General features: G+C 42.8%; 17 protein-coding genes. 4 read left to right on the top strand and 13 right to left on the bottom strand.

Translation table 11 applies throughout. The annotated features are described in order from the left end of the window. Positions 1-55: 55 nt before the first annotated feature. From AC07NA_RS19405 to pdhA, 3 genes are all read right to left on the bottom strand, one after another. A complete protein-coding gene (locus AC07NA_RS19405) occupies positions 56-1840 on the bottom strand; it encodes a DUF885 domain-containing protein (protein WP_494899174.1) in 1785 nt (594 codons plus the stop codon). A gap of 714 nt (positions 1841-2554) precedes the next feature. Continuing rightward, the gene (locus AC07NA_RS19400) at positions 2555-4225 is read right to left on the bottom strand and encodes a dihydrolipoamide acetyltransferase family protein (protein WP_494899173.1); all 1671 of its coding nucleotides are present in this window, start codon (positions 4223-4225) and stop codon (positions 2555-2557) included. A gap of 24 nt (positions 4226-4249) precedes the next feature. Further along, positions 4250-5245: a pyruvate dehydrogenase (acetyl-transferring) E1 component subunit alpha gene (pdhA, locus tag AC07NA_RS19395; RefSeq protein ID WP_345212836.1), complete on the bottom strand. Its 996-nt coding sequence runs from the start codon at positions 5243-5245 to the stop codon at positions 4250-4252. A 261-nt stretch (positions 5246-5506) separates the two neighbouring features. Between pdhA and AC07NA_RS19390 the strand changes: the two genes are divergently transcribed. Then, positions 5507-6079: a C40 family peptidase gene (locus AC07NA_RS19390; RefSeq protein WP_345212837.1), complete on the top strand. Its 573-nt coding sequence runs from the start codon at positions 5507-5509 to the stop codon at positions 6077-6079. Positions 6080-6144: 65 nt separating this feature from the next. Then, positions 6145-7263 carry a CapA family protein gene (locus tag AC07NA_RS19385; protein ID WP_494899172.1) on the top strand — a complete coding sequence of 373 codons (1119 nt, stop codon included), beginning with the start codon at positions 6145-6147 and terminating at the stop codon, positions 7261-7263. On the opposite strand, the gene AC07NA_RS19380 is transcribed toward AC07NA_RS19385, so the two are convergent. Further along, entirely contained in the window at positions 7260-7445 is a 186-nt protein-coding gene (locus AC07NA_RS19380; protein WP_494899171.1) for a hypothetical protein, read from the bottom strand. The two genes, AC07NA_RS19385 and AC07NA_RS19380, sit on opposite strands and share 4 nt — an antisense overlap. 80 nt (positions 7446-7525) lie before the next feature. Between AC07NA_RS19380 and AC07NA_RS19375 the strand changes: the two genes are divergently transcribed. After that, positions 7526-8464 (top strand): SPFH domain-containing protein, encoded by a 939-nt coding sequence (locus AC07NA_RS19375; RefSeq protein ID WP_494899170.1) that lies wholly within the window; start codon positions 7526-7528, stop codon positions 8462-8464. A gap of 18 nt (positions 8465-8482) precedes the next feature. After that, the gene (locus tag AC07NA_RS19370; RefSeq protein ID WP_494899169.1) at positions 8483-9037 is read left to right on the top strand and encodes a DUF922 domain-containing protein; all 555 of its coding nucleotides are present in this window, start codon (positions 8483-8485) and stop codon (positions 9035-9037) included. A gap of 198 nt (positions 9038-9235) precedes the next feature. Here the strand turns inward: AC07NA_RS19370 and AC07NA_RS19365 are convergent, their stop codons facing one another. From AC07NA_RS19365 to infA, 9 genes are all read right to left on the bottom strand, one after another. Further along, a complete protein-coding gene (locus tag AC07NA_RS19365) occupies positions 9236-9535 on the bottom strand; it encodes a hypothetical protein (RefSeq protein ID WP_494899168.1) in 300 nt (99 codons plus the stop codon). A 94-nt stretch (positions 9536-9629) separates the two neighbouring features. Beyond that, on the bottom strand, positions 9630-11528 hold the full coding sequence (gene dnaK / locus AC07NA_RS19360) for a molecular chaperone DnaK (RefSeq protein ID WP_494899167.1): 1899 nt from the start codon (positions 11526-11528) through the stop codon (positions 9630-9632). A 1211-nt stretch (positions 11529-12739) separates the two neighbouring features. Further along, positions 12740-13306: a 50S ribosomal protein L17 gene (gene rplQ, locus AC07NA_RS19355; RefSeq protein WP_494899166.1), complete on the bottom strand. Its 567-nt coding sequence runs from the start codon at positions 13304-13306 to the stop codon at positions 12740-12742. 156 nt (positions 13307-13462) lie between these two features. Beyond that, a complete protein-coding gene (locus tag AC07NA_RS19350; RefSeq protein WP_345212844.1) occupies positions 13463-14455 on the bottom strand; it encodes a DNA-directed RNA polymerase subunit alpha in 993 nt (330 codons plus the stop codon). Between the two features lie 95 nt (positions 14456-14550). Next, positions 14551-15159, bottom strand: coding sequence for a 30S ribosomal protein S4 (gene rpsD, locus AC07NA_RS19345; RefSeq protein ID WP_345212845.1), 609 nt, complete (start codon positions 15157-15159; stop codon positions 14551-14553). Between the two features lie 68 nt (positions 15160-15227). After that, entirely contained in the window at positions 15228-15617 is a 390-nt protein-coding gene (gene rpsK, locus AC07NA_RS19340) for a 30S ribosomal protein S11 (protein ID WP_345212846.1), read from the bottom strand. A gap of 109 nt (positions 15618-15726) precedes the next feature. Beyond that, the gene (gene rpsM, locus AC07NA_RS19335; RefSeq protein ID WP_345212847.1) at positions 15727-16104 is read right to left on the bottom strand and encodes a 30S ribosomal protein S13; all 378 of its coding nucleotides are present in this window, start codon (positions 16102-16104) and stop codon (positions 15727-15729) included. 79 nt (positions 16105-16183) lie between these two features. Then, positions 16184-16300, bottom strand: coding sequence for a type B 50S ribosomal protein L36 (ykgO, locus tag AC07NA_RS19330; protein WP_022833269.1), 117 nt, complete (start codon positions 16298-16300; stop codon positions 16184-16186). Between the two features lie 9 nt (positions 16301-16309). Next, positions 16310-16528 (bottom strand): translation initiation factor IF-1, encoded by a 219-nt coding sequence (gene infA, locus AC07NA_RS19325; protein ID WP_022833270.1) that lies wholly within the window; start codon positions 16526-16528, stop codon positions 16310-16312. Position 16529 lies beyond the last annotated feature (1 nt).

Below are 16529 nucleotides of genomic sequence, written 5' to 3'. Positions count from 1 at the left end.
TAATCACACGTTCCGGACTTCCCGTCTTTCCGACTTCCGGACTCCCGCAAAAAAATTACTTCTGTTTCGCAGCCCAGGCGTCCATTTTACTTTCGAAAACGCTTAATGGCATGGCGCCGTCTTTTAATACCTGATCGTGGAATTCGGCGAGGTTGAATTTGTTGCCCAGCAGGCTTTCGTAACGGTTGCGCAGTTCGCGTATTTTTAATGCGCCGGTTTTGTAGCCTAAAGCTTGTGCCGGGATACCCATGTAGCGCTCAATTTCGGCGGTAGCGCCTTGCTCGCTGATGGCTTCGTTATCCATCATGTATTTAATGGCTTGCTCGCGGGTCATGCCTTTGGTATGGATGGCCACGTCGACCACTAAACGGATAGCGCGGTGCATTTCATCGCCCAAAGCACCCATGTGCTGATATGGATCGGTATACAAGCCAAGCTCCTTACCTAACGATTCGCAATACAGCGCCCAGCCTTCTACATAAGCGTTTTCAAATATCAAGAACCTGCGGAATTTTGGCAGCGAAGTATTTTCCTGTGTTAACGAGATCTGGTAATGATGCCCCGGGATGGCTTCGTGCAGGAACAATGATTCCATACCTGAAGTAATATTGAACTTGGTAGCATCCAGTATAGGCACATAAAAAATGCCCGGCCTTGTACCGTCCGCCGAACCCTGGTTGTATTCCGCGCTTGCTGACGCGGCTCTGAACGCTTCGGTTTGCCTGATCACAAATGGTGTTTTAGGCACGTGGTTAAACATTTTTTTCAAGTTGGGTTCCATACGTTTATGGATGTTCTCGAAGGCGTCAAGCACCTCTTTAGGCGTTTTATACGGTGTAAACTTAGGGTCGTTCTTCATGTATTCAAAAAACGCCTTTAGGTCGCCTTTAAAATCTACGGCATTTTTAATGCTATCCATCTGCTTGTTTATGCGGGCCACTTCATCCAAACCTATCTGGTAAATTTCGTCGGGCGTACGGTCTGTAGTGGTTTGTTGTTTTACCAGGTAAGCATATTTGGCAGCACCATCAGTAACCGACGATAAACCGGATGTACTGCGGGTGTGTGGCAGATAATCTTTTTGCAGGTAATCGGCCAGGCGCTTATAGGTAGGCACGGCCACTTCGTTTATAGCTTTTATGTAGGCATCGGTAACGGTCTTTTTATCGGCCTCGCTAAATTCTTTCGGCAAGTTTTTCACCGGCTCGTAAAACAAGCTCTTGGTGGCATCGGTAACCACAAAACTTTGCATTTGCGGTATCATTTTCACCACTAACGATTTTGGCAGTACCACACCTGTTTTAATACCCTTGTTAAAGTTGGCGATGGCAGTATCGGCCCAAACAGAGAATGCGCCGAGGCGTTTCAGCCAGTCGTTATAATCTTTAACGGTTTTAAAAGGCTGCGCGCCTGATCCCGAACCCAGCTGACCAATAGTAAGCGGCAAGGCGAACATCTGGTTAAACGGCAGGTATTCGAGGTGGTGTTTAAAGCCATCAAGCGCGGTTTGTGTTTCGTAAACAAATATATCGTACGATAGCTTGTCGTTATCGTTCAGCTCTTCGCGGTTAAAGGTTTTTACGCTATCAAGATAGGCGGTATAAAAATCGTGTGATTTTTTGAGGAAGTCCGCAGCGCCGTTATTGGTTAGTTGATCGTTATAACGCGTGTCGCCAATGTAGGTGGCAGTCAGCGGATCGAGCTTTAAATAGCCTTCATAATAGTTGTCGAACAGTTTGGCGAGATCTTTATTCTCTTCGCCCGTTGCGCTGCCCGATTTAGGCTGCTTACAAGCCGCGAAGGCGCAAGCAAGGCACAGGATTAAAATTGGTTTTTTCATTATTGCGGTAAGTTAATAACGTAAAGCTAATGATTGTGACGGGATTATCAATCGGGCGATTGGAAATCACCCTTTATGGGGGAGAAGGGGATGATTCGGGCAAATTTTCCACTTCACTCACCCTTTACAATGCTGAGTTCTTATGCGATTGGTTTTTGCGTCGATTAGTTCTTCGTTAGGAATGTTTCTGCTATTATTATCGTTAGTGGATGTTACTTTCTTTTTTCTCTCAAAAAAGAAAGTAACCAAAGAAAAAAGTCGCGGCTGCGCAAGGAACTATGCTTGGGTTGTGCTTAGGCAGGGCTTGTGCTACCCGTTCCTTACGATGCCGCATTTTCGTCGGTTATTAAGAGGTTGTGCGTTTGCATGGTGTTGGATAGGCAACCCTTGACAACTTTTTAAAAGTTGTCAAAGGTATCGTATAACTAATCCTCTTTCTCTCTAAAATCCTCAAAACCTCCGTTTAACTCCGTGAAAATCTCCGCGCACTCTGTGGTTAAAATAAACAAATGCCAAAGTTATTCACATAGCCAACTCTCTTTCACCTCCTACACTCAAAGCCTCCGCGTAACTCCGTGAAAACCTCTGCGCACTCTGCGGTTAAATCAACAACATATCGTCATCAACAACATGTCCCCACCATCAAATCTCCACAAAACAAAAAAAGCGATGAGCCTGAACTCATCGCTTTTCAATATGCTAATTCTTGGTTGATTAGATCAGTAACCTAACCGGTTCTTCAAGGAATGATTTTAACGTTTGCAGGAATGCTGCTGCTGATGCGCCGTCAACAGTACGGTGATCTGCACTCAGGGTAACTTTCATGATGTTGCCCGGTACTACCGCGCCATTTTTAACTACCGGTACTGCCTGTATACCGCTAACTGCCAATATACATGAATCAGGAGTGTTAATGATGGCGGTAAACTCGTCAACGCCGAACATACCTAAGTTAGAGATAGTGAAAGTTGAACCTTCCCAGTCAGATGGTTGCAGTTTTTTATCTTTCGCTTTCTTGGCAAATTCTTTTACCTCGGCAGATATGTGGCTTAATGATTTACCATCGGCAAAACGTACAACCGGTACTAATAAACCTTCGTCAACCGCAACGGCTACACCAATGTTCACATGCTCGTTAAAGCGAATTTTATCGCCCAACCATGATGAATTGATAACCGGGTGTTGTTTCAATGCTTTAGCAGTAGCTTTAAGCACTAAATCGTTGAAAGAGATCTTAACCGGTGCAACTTCGTTCATTTTGTTACGGGCCACAATAGCAGCATCCATATCAATTGACATAGTTACGTAGAAGTGAGGCGCGGTGAACAAGCTCTCAGATAAGCGTTTGGCAATAACCTTACGCATTTGAGTAACCGGTTTCTCGGTGTATTTCTCTTCGCCAACGTAAGCAGGGATTGAGATGGTTTGGCCACCTTTGGCTGCTTCTTTAGCAGGCGCTTCTGCAGGTTTGCTTGCAGCGGCTTCCTGTACTTCTTTGGTAGAAGGGGTAAAGCCTTCAATATCTTTCTTAACAATACGGCCGCCTTCTGCGCTGCCTTTTACATCGTTAAGGTTGATGCCTTTATCTTTAGCTATTTTACGTGCCAGTGGAGATGCTTTTACACGGCTGTCATCATCAGATGAACCACCGGCTTGAGCAGTTGCCTGCGGAGCGCTTTCTTTAGCTTCAGGAGCAGTTTCTTCTGTTGCAGTTTCAGCAGCAGGAGCGTCGCCGCCATCCTGTAATAATGGGGTAATATCGGTACCTTCTTTACCTACAATGGCAATAATGCCATTAACAGGAGCAGCTTCACCTTCTTTTACGCCAATGTATAATAATGTGCCTTCTTCATAACCCACAACCTCCATGGTAGCCTTGTCGGTTTCCACATCGGCCAGTGAATCGTCGGCCTTTACTTTATCGCCTACTTTAAAGTTCCATTTATTGATCACACCTTCTGTCATGGTGTCGCTCAATAATGGCATGCGTATTACAGCAGCCGGGATGCTTGAAGTATCAACTTTTTGAGCAACCGGCGCATGTTTTTTATCTTCGGTCGGTTTTTCTTCGGCGGCAGGTTTTTCTTCTTTGGTTTCGGCAGCAGGTGCGCTTCCTTCGCCTTCTAAAGCGGCTTTATAGTCTTCGCCATCCTTACCTAAAACGGCAATTACAGCATCAACCGGAACAGCTTTACCTTCCTCAACTCCAATATACAATAAAGTACCATCCTGGAATGATTCGAAATCCATTGTGGCTTTGTCGGTTTCCACTTCGGCAATTACATCGCCTGATTTTACCTTGTCGCCAACTTTTTTATGCCATTTAGCCAATACCCCTTCGGTCATGGTATCGCTCATTTTAGGCATTTTAACTACTTCAGCCATATTAATTCAGATGTATATAATGGGTTAGTCTAAAATGTAAGGATAATCTTTTTGCACGTAAACATCAGTGTATAGTTCTGATGCCTCAGGCCAAGGTGACTCTTCAGCAAATTTTACCGCTTCATCAACAGTGTTTTTTATTTTGGCATCAATTTCCTCAATCCATTTCTCATCAGCATAACCTTCTTTTAATATGGTTTGTTTTACCACCTCAATAGGGTCTTTGGCTTTGTAGCTTTCAAGCTCCTCTTTAGTACGGTATTTTTGCGGATCAGACATCGAGTGACCTTTGTAGCGGTAAGTACGCATTTCAAGGAAGGTTGGGCCTTCACCTGCACGTGCGCGTTGCGCGGCTTCGTCCATAGCGTTGTGTACAGCTACCGGATCCATACCGTCAACAGCAGATGATGGTATACCGTATGGTAAGCCTAATTTATATATATCAGGTTGAATTGTAGTACGTGCTACTGAAGTACCCATGGCGTAACCATTGTTTTCGCAAACGAAAATAACAGGCAGTTTCCAAAGGGCAGCCATGTTAAAGGTTTCGTTAAGCGCGCCCTGGCGTACGGCGCCATCGCCCATGTAGGCAACGTTTAAAAACTCGGTACCTTTAAATTTTTCGGCGAAAGCGATACCGGCACCCAGCGGAATTTGACCGCCTACAATACCGTGACCACCGTAAAAATGGTTTTCCTTATCAAACATGTGCATTGAACCACCTTTGCCTTTTGAACAGCCGGTAGCTTTACCATACATTTCGGCCATAATGGCTTTAGGGGTTGTGCCTTTTGCAAGGGCATGAGCGTGATCGCGGTACGCGGTGATCATACTATCCTCATGACGTAATACCGACATGGCACCGGCCAAAACAGCCTCCTGCCCAATATATAAGTGGCAAAAGCCCCTTATTTTTTGTTGTCCGTATAATTGTCCGGTTTTCTCCTCGAACTTACGCATTAGCATCATCGACTCGTACCACATCAGGTAGGTGTCTTTATTTATTTCGATTGAACTCATTATATTTTAAAAGAACCAGTTTTGTGTTAACAGAAGCGCAAATCTAACTATATACTTTAAATTATGAAAATACATTACAAATGTTACTTACAATTATCCGGGTACGTAATGCAGGCTGCAAAAATTACATTAATTTAAAAAAAGTGTGCCATAAATTTGCAATTTTAAAATGTTTGGATAGCTTTGTATTCAACAATAGACACACTGTATAGTTTAATAAACAATCTGTTGAACCCCTATTAACAACAAGGTAAGGATTAAATGAAGAAAATTACTATTGCTATTGCACTAATTATCAGCGTGCTAAGTGCAAGTGCACAAACAAAGCCAGCCACGGCGGCTACTGATAATGCGGCAGATGATCAGGAAAGTTTAGCTAAAACATACCTCTCTCAAATAATGGGTGTAGCTTTATCGGCCACCTCAAACTTAAAACTTTTTGAATTTGTTCATGATTGGATCGGTACTCCGTATCGTTTCGGCGGAACTTCGCGCAGGGGCATCGATTGTTCGGCCTTTACCAAAGAGATGTACAGCAAGGTTTTTAACCTGAGCATCAAACGCAGCTCACGCGATATTTTCAGCATGGTTAATCCTGTTAGTAAAGATGAGTTGAAAGAAGGCGATTTGGTTTTCTTTAAAATACACAGCCGCAGCATATCACACGTAGGTGTGTATTTGGGCAACGGCAGGTTCGCGCACGCTTCATCAAAGGGTGTTGCCATATCAAGCCTTGATGATAACTATTACAACCGCTACTTTTATAAAGGCGGCCGTTTGCTGGCATCATACAAAGATCAGCTGGAAAACGAAGAAGAAGATGACAGCCAATAAGATTTTTATATCTTTGAATTAATATTTGAATCCTTTCGTTATAACGAAAGGATTTTTTTTTGACTATGAAACAGTACCTGAACCTTTTACTGATCACCCTGTTATTTTCGGCCTGTCGCTTCAATAGCGAACAGGGGCAAAAGCCCGATTCCGCGAATGTTCTTCAAAACGATACTGCCACCAAAACAGTGGTTAAGCACGGGGCCGATTCTATATGTATTGCCGCCGTTGGCGATATTATGCTTGGTACATCATATCCCGATAAGCATACTTTACCGCCGGATAGCGGCAAGAACAGTTTTAAGGCTGTGGCCGATGAGTTACGCAGTGCCGATGTCACCTTCGGCAATCTCGAAGGTGTACTCTTGGATACCGGCGCGGCTGCCTATTATAAACTGCACCAGGTAAGTAAAGCCTATTTGTTCCGGATGCCGCGGCATTATGCCGGTATTTTGAAGGATGCAGGCTTTGATGTGTTGAGCATTGCCAATAACCACGTAGGCGATTTTGGCCTTGCCGGGCAAAAGAGTACCGTAAAAATGCTCGATTCGGTAGGCATAAAATATGCCGGACTGCACAAATATCCTTCCACCATATTTAAAATAAATGGGGTTACTTATGGCTTTTGCGCCTTTTCGCCAAACGCGCCAACGGTATCACTGCTCGATCATGCCAAAGCAGCCGCGATCATCAGCGAATTAAAGCAGCGGGTTGATATAGTGATCGTATCGTTTCATGGCGGTGGAGAAGGAACCGATCATGAACACTTGCCTCCCGGACCTGAATCTTACAAAGGCGAACGCCGTGGCGATGTTCGCTTGTTTGCCCACAACGCCATTGATGCCGGTGCTGATGTGGTTTTGGGCCATGGCCCGCACCTTACAAGGGCTATGGAGAAATACAATAACCGTTTTATAGCGTATAGCCTGGGTAATTTTTGTACCTATAAAGGTGTGAATACTACAGGCGTTTGCGGCATTGCACCCCTTCTTAAAATTTATATCAACAAAAGTGGAGAGTTTTTGAGCGGCCGTATCATTTCAACCCGGCAATCAATGCCGGGTGGTTTACGTGTAGATACTGCTAACCGTGTAGTAAAGCGCATAAAAATGCTCAACGCTACTGATATCCCCGAAGCCGGCCTCAACATCAGCGACTCCGGGATTATTACACCCGCGGGTTAGGCTTCGTCTTTGGTGTTGCGCACAAGGCCAACGCCTGTAAAAAAGAAAATGATAGCGATTATGCCTACTACTATTAAGGTGGTGTAGGCTGAGCTTTTTTGTATCACACCCAGGCCGGTATAAATAAGTCCGATGATGCCCAATATGGTGAGTACAGTGCCGAAAGTACGTTTTAAGTTCATTGATTTTAGATTTACATTGTTAAAAAACAAATTATACACCAATAATTAATTTATATTTATTCCGTAATCAATTATTAATCATGGCGTCAACTATAAGCATTTCAATAGTAGTTTTTGTTTTAATTATTATTTTGTTCAGCTCGTTTGTAACTGTAAAGCAGGGTACCATAGCTGTAGTAACAGTATTCGGGAAGTATCGCCGGATACTTACACCAGGCCTTAATTTTAAGGTTCCGCTGATTGAAATGATCTACTCGCGAATCTCTATCCAGAACCGCTCGGTTGAGCTGGAATTTCAGGCAGTAACTTTTGATCAGGCCAATGTATACTTTAAGGCCATGCTGCTTTATTCGGTACTTGATCAAAATGAAGAGACCATTAAAAACGTGGCCTTTAAGTTTGTGGATGAACGTAACCTGATGCAGGCGCTGGTGCGTACCGTTGAGGGCTCTATTCGTGCGTTTGTGGCCACCAAACGCCAGGCAGACGTACTGATACTGCGCCGCGATATTGTAGAGCATGTAAAAGAACAGTTGGATAATATATTGGAGAGCTGGGGGTATCACCTGCAAGATTTGCAATTAAACGATATTACTTTTGATGATGTGATCATGAAATCGATGAGCCAGGTAGTGGCTTCCAACAATCTTAAAGCCGCTGCCGAGAACGAAGGTCAGGCTTTACTCATCACCAAAACCAAAGCCGCCGAGGCCGAAGGTAACGCCATCAAAATATCTGCCGAAGCCGAACGCCAGGCTGCTCAACTGCGCGGACAAGGTATCGCGCTATTCCGCGAGGAAGTGGCCAAAGGTATGACGGTAGCCGCCAAAGAAATGCAGCATGCCAATATGGATACCTCGGTGATCCTTTTCACCATGTGGACAGAGTCGATCAAGCACTTCTCCGAGAACTCTAAAGGCAACGTGATCTTCCTTGATGGCTCGGTTGAAGGAATGGAACGGACACTGAAAGAAACTATGGCATTAAACCTTTTAAAACAGGATGACGTCAAAAAGTAAAAACTAACTTTTTGATGTATGCTTTCTACCATTAAAAAAGCGATAGCTGCAAGCGTATTGCTGCTGTCGCTTTCCTCAATATCATTTGCCCAGGGCTACCGCATACTCACCGCGGCCGATTTTCAGGGTAGTCCCAAAATAACTAATTACGGTGCCGTAGCTTATACCAATTGCAGCATCAGTTATAATTACCAGGTTCGCCGCTTAAACGGTGTGTTCAAGCTCAATTTTAATGTGCAAATGGTAATGAATAAAGGGCTATCGTGGCTCAACCGCAGCAAAATAACCAACGATATGTTACCCGAAGTATTAAAGCACGAACAAGGCCATTACATTATAGCCTATCTCCAACAGCAGGAAGTATTGCGGACATTCAGCCAGACCCGTTTCGGCAGAGATTACAGCATTGTTGTCGCCAATATATTTAACCGTATTGATGCCAAATACCGCCAACTCAATATCGACTACGAAGCAGACACCAACCACATGCAAAACCGAGTACAGCAAGTAAGCTGGGATAGGTATTTTGCCAAATGTTTGGATAATATGCCGGCGGTAGGGGCTGGGTATTGATCTTGCGCTCGTTTGTAAGCACAAGTGTTGGGAAGGCCATAAAAGTCATGCTGAACTTGTTTCAGCATCTCACGAGCAAGGGAAACAATTTGCTTATTTGATACTTTTCTAATGAGATGTTGAGATAAATTCGGCATGACGGACTTATAATTTAATATTCTCACACTGCCAGTTGCAAATGAACGCAAGTAATCATCTTTAATTATTAATATCCAAAATTGCAGCTTTAAGCTCTACGGTAATATCAACCCACCGGGTTACGTCAGTTATTTTCAATGTGCACGAATATTCGTCTTTAACAACGCTGGTTATGTGTTTATACCAATCCAAATATGACCATTCTTTGGGCTTTGGTGAGTATAAATATTTGTTGTTAATATCCCAATGCACTTCAGTCGCACTCCGCCAAATCAAAGTGAAGTTTTCTTTCTCGGGTTTAATAAATAATTGACCGACACTGTCGATGCCTATTTCAATAATATTATCAGTTTCGCTCATAAGACTATTTTTCAAATATAGCACGTAATTCCTCCCAAACGCAAAACGGCCTGACTGATCACTCAGTCGGGCCGTTTTTATATGATGAGTTATATTATTTTACCTCTTCATAATCAACATCGGTAACGCCATCAGCATTGCCTGCTTGTGCACCAGGGGCACCGGCATCAGCACCCGGTTGTTGACCTGCTTCTGCCGAAGCTTTGTACATATCTTCAGAAGCTGAAGTCCATGCAGTGTTCAATTCGTTTTGAGCCACTTCAATATCGGCCAAGTTCTTAGATTCGTATGCTGCTTTCAATTTAGTTAAGCCTTCTTCAATTGGGGCTTTCTTGTCAGCAGGAATTTTATCGCCATACTCTTTCAGTTGTTTTTCTGTAGAGAAGATCAGGGCATCAGCAGCATTCAGTTTTTCAACTTCTTCTCTTGCTTTTTTGTCCGATTCAGCATTTGCTTCTGCTTCGTCTTTCATTTTCTTGATCTCGGCATCAGTTAAACCTGAAGAAGCTTCGATACGGATCTTTTGCTCTTTACCGGTTGCTTTATCTTTTGCAGATACATGCAATATACCGTTGGCATCAATATCAAAAGTTACCTCAACTTGCGGCACACCACGCGGTGCAGGTGGAATACCATCTAAGTGGAAACGGCCAATAGTACGGTTGGCAGCAGCCATTGGGCGCTCACCTTGTAATATGTGGATCTCAACTGATGGCTGGCTATCAGACGCGGTTGAGAAAGTTTCCGATTTTTTAGTAGGGATAGTAGTGTTAGCTTCGATCAGTTTGGTCATTACACCACCCATAGTTTCAATACCTAATGAAAGCGGGGTAACGTCAAGTAACAATACATCTTTAACTTCACCTGTTAATACACCACCTTGTATAGCGGCACCAATAGCAACAACCTCATCAGGGTTAACACCTTTTGAAGGCGCTTTACCGAAGAATGATTGTACAGCTTCCTGAATTGCAGGGATACGGGTTGAACCACCTACCAAAATAACTTCGTCGATATCAGAAGTGCTTAAACCTGCGTTTTTCAATGCAGAACGGCAAGGATCGATAGTACGTTTGATCAGGCTATCTGCCAATTGCTCAAATTTAGCACGAGTTAAAGTTTTAACCAAGTGCTTAGGCAAACCGTCAACAGCGGTAATGTATGGTAAGTTAATTTCAGTTTGCGCAGTGCTTGAAAGCTCAATTTTAGCTTTTTCAGAAGCCTCTTTTAAGCGTTGTAAAGCCATAGGGTCTTTACGCAGATCAATACCTTCGTCGCTTTTGAATTCATCAGCTAACCAGTCAATAATTACCTGGTCAAAGTCGTCACCACCTAAGTGAGTATCACCATCGGTTGATTTTACTTCAAACACGCCATCACCTAACTCAAGTATCGATACGTCATGCGTACCACCACCGCAGTCAAATACCGCGATTTTCATATCCTTGTGTGCTTTATCCAAGCCGTAAGCAAGGGCAGCAGCAGTAGGCTCGTTGATGATACGGCGTACTTTTAAGCCTGCAATTTCACCGGCTTCTTTAGTAGCCTGGCGTTGTGCATCGTTAAAGTAAGCAGGCACGGTAATAACCGCTTCTGTAACTTCATGACCCAGGAAATCTTCAGCAGTTTTCTTCATTTTTTGAAGCACCATAGCCGAAATTTCTTGCGGAGTATATTTACGGTCGCCAATTTCAACGCGTGGTGTGTTGTTTTCACCCACAACTTTGTATGGTACACGTGAAGCTTCTTTAGTAACCTCGTTAAACTGGTTACCCATGAAGCGTTTAATAGAATAAATAGTTTTTGTAGGATTGGTGATCGCCTGACGTTTTGCCGGGTCACCCACTTTACGTTCGCCGTTGTCAACAAATGCAACTACTGATGGCGTAGTGCGTTTACCCTCGCTGTTGGCAATAACTACAGGTTCGTTACCCTCCATTACTGCTACGCACGAGTTTGTTGTCCCTAAGTCGATTCCAATGATTTTAGACATATGATTGTTTTTTCTTATTTAATTGTATTTACCACTGCTATTTATCAATGCTTGTGCCAATTGACAAATGGCAGTAATACTGCTTTATAATGGCATTTGGCAGGGATATTTTTGCAGAAAAGGTGTATAGTGAAATGACAGGTTGTCAGAAATGGCGTTTGTTATGGCAAGTCTTATTCATAGCGTAAAATGTGTCATTGAGAGAATTTAATCCTTTTTGACGTTGGAGGTAAAATGACGATGACTCCCCCTCTCCCTGTCATGCTGAAGAACGAAGCATTTGGGTTTTAGGGGCCATTGTTGTAATTGACGCTATAAGTGTGTAATGGGAGTTAAATAATGTTAGCTTATCAGAAGGAGGTAAAAGCCTTATCTAATAACTTTCAGCAATCTACTGCACCTGGTGGTTTAGCTCCCCTCTCCCCTATGAAAGGATGCTTTATATTTCTTATGATTCGTTTCCCGTCAGCAAACAGCTTCGGGCGAAAACGGGCAGAGCTGCGGAGGCCACGAGCGCAAAGGCGGGCATAGGAACTTGTTGCATGTGGGGAGGAAATGAGTGTCGGAGCAAAAGTTCCAGCCCAAAGTTCTGCACGGTTTGCAAGGAAGGCCTTGTGCGGCAAAGAAGCCTTTTGCTGGACAAGGGTTTTGTTACTTTTGCCCTCAAAAGTAATGGGGCACTGCGCCCAAGAGCAGACTGTCGTTAATATAGCATCGGCACAGCCTAAGTAGAGATTGCTTCGTACCTACTCTTTACGTATTAAAAAAACTGTTATTCTGAACGTTTAAAGAATCTTCTTCGCTATGCTTATCTGCGATAGATGCTTCGTTCCTCAGCATGACAGTGGAGAGTGGGTGTGGGCAATCGTCATTTTACCTTCAAAGTGCAATTATACATTTTTCCTTACAGCCCTTACAGGGAGTAATTACACTAATAAGAGGAAAAGTTCTGCGAATTCAACAGGGGCGAATTTATTATATATCCATTATCAGGGCGTTACCTTCGGCCCGGGTTATTCGCTCATACGCCTACAGGCCTTATGCGCAATGGCCGGTATCCGCTACTACCCCTAACGCGAAACGGAGAAAATGTTATGGCATACCTCACGCAATTGAAAATGCAAGTGGCTGTTAATCCAAGAAACTGCCATAAACGAAAAACGCCCCACTTAAATAAGCGGGGCGTTTTTCGTATTGATCTCTTTTAAAGATTACTCACCTTTTTCAGCGTTTTCTTCTTTATCAGTTGCAGCTGGTGTTTCAGCGGCAGGAGTTTCTTCAGTAGAAACTGCTTTTGGAGTTTCTTCAACTACTACTGCTTCTTCAGCAGGAGCAGCGTCAGCAGCTTTAGCTTTACCAGAACCACCACGACGACGTGTTGTTTTCTTAGCAGCAGGAGCAGCATCAGCACCGTAAACAGTGTTATAATCTACTAATTCAATTATTGCAACTTCAGCGTTATCACCTAAACGGTTTTCCAGTTTGATGATACGTGTGTAGCCACCCGGACGGTTAGCTACTTTTTCAGCTACTTCGCGGAACAGGATAGAAACAGCATCTTTATCTTTAAGATAGCTGAATACTGTACGACGTGAGTGTGTAGTATCGCTTTTTGATTTTGTTATCAAAGGCTCTACATAAACGCGTAAAGCTTTCGCTTTAGCTAAAGTAGTTGTAATACGCTTGTGTAAAATAAGCGAAGTAGCCATGTTACTTAACATCGCCTTGCGGTGACTGTTGGTACGGCCTAAGTGATTTACTTTTTTTCCGTGTCTCATTGTTTTTTGTTGTTATGGCACGTGCATACCGTTGGGCGGCGTTACCGTCAAGCCCTCGGAATTATGCCGGGTTAAATTTATTTGATTTAAGAATAAAGAGCCAGGATGCAAGACAGAAGTCCTGATTCCTGACTCTTTGCTCTTTATTTCTGTTGATTATTCTTCGTCTAATTTAAATTTAGACAGGTTCATACCGAATGACAGGCCTTTTGATTTAACCAGGTCCTGAATTTCAGTTAATGATTTTTTACCGAAGTTTCTGAACTTTAACATATCAGCTACATCATAAGAAACCAGGTCTGCAAGGCTGCGGATATCGGCAGCTTTAAGGCAATTTAATGCACGAACAGAAAGATCAAGATCAACCAGTTCAGTTTTTAGGATCTTGCGCATGTGCAGAATCTCTTCGTCAACCTCTTTGGTTTCTTCTTTAGCTTGTGCTTCAAGCATCATGTTCTCATCAGAGAATAGCATAAAGTGTTGGATAAGGATCTTAGCCGCTTCTTTTAATGCATCTTCCGGATGGATCGAGCCATCAGTAGCAATATCAAGTACCAGTTTCTCGTAGTCGGTTTTTTGCTCAACACGATAGTTCTCGATAGTGTATTTTACGTTTTTGATAGGGGTGAAGATCGAATCGATAGCGATCACGCCTATGTTGGCATCAGGGTTCTTGTTTTCTTCGTTTGAAATGTAACCACGGCCTTTGGCAACGGTTAATTCAACTTCAAGTGTAACTGATGAATCCATATTGGCCAAAACCAAATCAGGATTTAAAACAGTAAAGTTATTTGAGAATTTAGTGATATCACCGGCTTTGAAAGTATCCTGACCGTTGATGATAACAAATACTTTTTCGTTGTCGCCTGATTCACCTGTCTTTTTGAAACGAACTTGTTTTAAGTTCAAAATGATTTCGGTAACGTCTTCAACAACGCCTTTGATCGTTGAAAATTCATGCGTAACTCCTGAAAAACGAACAGAAGTAATAGCAAAACCTTCTAACGAAGAAAGTAAGATACGACGCAGAGCATTACCAATGGTTACACCGAAGCCTGGTTCTAACGGACGGAATTCAAACGTGCCATCAAAATCAGTTGATTTTTGCATGATAACCTTGTCTGGTTTTTGAAATGCTAAAATTGCCATTTATATCCTTTGTTTATTGTTTTTAATTGAATTGATTTAAACCACAAAAATGATTGGTTTAATAAACCAACCATTATGTGGATAAGTATCATTACTTATTTAGAGTACAACTCGACGATCAGGTTTTCCTTGATGTTTTCAGGGATCTCATCACGATTTGGATAGGTTAGGAATTTACCTGTTAAGGTGTTAGCATCCCATTCTAACCAGCTATATTTATTGATCCTGCGGCCTGCTACAGAAGTAGTAATAGCCTCAAGAGATTTTGATTTTTCGCGTACGGCAACTACATCACCAGCTTTTAAAGCGTAAGAAGCGATGTTTACCACTTCACCATTGACAGTGATGTGTTTGTGACCTACCAACTGACGGGCAGCTGAACGGGTTGGAGCGATGCCTAAACGATATACCGCGTTATCTAAACGAGCTTCTAAAAATTTAAGCAAGTTTTCGCCGGTGATACCTTCTTTTGCTGATGCACGGTGAAACAAGTTTTCGAACTGACGCTCTAATACACCGTAAGTGTATTTAACTTTTTGTTTCTCTTGCAATTGAGTAGAGTACTCAGATTGTTTTCCTCTTCTTTTAGAGGCGCCATGCATACCCGGTGGGTAATTTTTTCTTTCCAGTGCTTTATCCGGACCGAAGATCGGCTCGCGGAAACGACGTGCAATTTTGGACTTTGGTCCTGTGTATCTTGCCATTTTTGTTTGTTGTTTAAAGTATCAGGCAGCCTGTAGCTGCTGAATCTTAGCTTTAAAAATCGAATTAATTAAACTCTTCTTCTTTTTGAAGGACGACATCCGTTGTGCGGAAGCGGGGTGATATCTTTAATGGTAGTTACCTCGATACCGGTTGTTTGTAAAGTACGGATAGCCGACTCACGACCTGAACCCGGGCCTTTAACAAATACCTCTACTTTACGCAAGCCTAAATCATAAGCAACTTTACCGCAATCGGCAGCAGCTTGTGAAGCAGCGTAAGGAGTGTTCTTTTTTGAACCTTTGAAACCCATTTTACCGGCAGATGACCATGAAATAGCCTGTCCGTTTTTGTTGGTAAGGGTTAAAATGATGTTGTTAAAAGTAGCGTTGATGTGTGCTTCGCCAACCGGCTCAACAATTACGATACGTTTTTTGGTAACTTTTTTAGTTTTAGCCATTTTTTTAATTATTGAGCTAACGAATTACTGGATCAATGCTATAACCCGGACCCGTTGAGCTGTTTTATAATTTTATAGTCCTGGCAGGCGTTAACCTGCCAATCAGTTATTACTTAGTAGCTTTTTTCTTGTTAGCAACTGTTTTACGTTTTCCTTTACGGGTACGTGAGTTGTTTTTAGTGCGCTGACCACGTAATGGTAAGCCCTTGCGATGACGGGTGCCGCGGTAGCAACCAATATCCATTAAACGCTTAATGTTAAGCTGTACTTCTGAACGCAGTGCACCTTCAACCTTTAAACGGTCGTTAATGATACCACGGATAGCGCTTAACTGCTCATCGGTCCAATCCTGTACTTTAATGTTAAAATCAATACCTGCCTCAGTCAAAATGCTTTGAGCTGTAGTACGGCCGATACCGAAAATGTAAGTAAGTCCGATCTCTCCTCTTTTATTTTTTGGTAAATCAATACCTGAAATCCTTGCCATATTTTTTTATTTGTTGATTTGTTGAATTCATGAACATTGAATTCACTCATTCAATTCTTCAATCCTTCACTAATTGTTCTTAGCCCTGGCGTTGTTTAAATTTGGGGTTCTTTTTGTTGATCACATAAAGTTTCCCGTTGCGGCGGATGATCTTGCAATCAGCACTGCGTTTTTTAATGGATGCTCTAACTTTCATCGCTTTATTTTATTTGTATCTATAAGTTATTCTGCCCTTGGTTAAATCGTATGGGCTCATCTCCAGTTTCACCCTGTCGCCAGGAAGAATTTTGATGTAGTGCATACGCATTTTACCAGATATGTGTGCAATAATCTCGTGGCCGTTTTCCAGTTCAACCCTGAACATTGCATTTGACAATGCCTCCCTAATTGTACCGTCCTGCTCAATCGAAGATTGTTTCGCCATA

This window comes from Mucilaginibacter sp. GW821-FHT07G05, assembly GCF_059418565.1.
The sequence above is the reverse complement of the archived record's forward strand: the minus strand, read 5'-3'. Positions and strand labels throughout refer to the sequence as shown.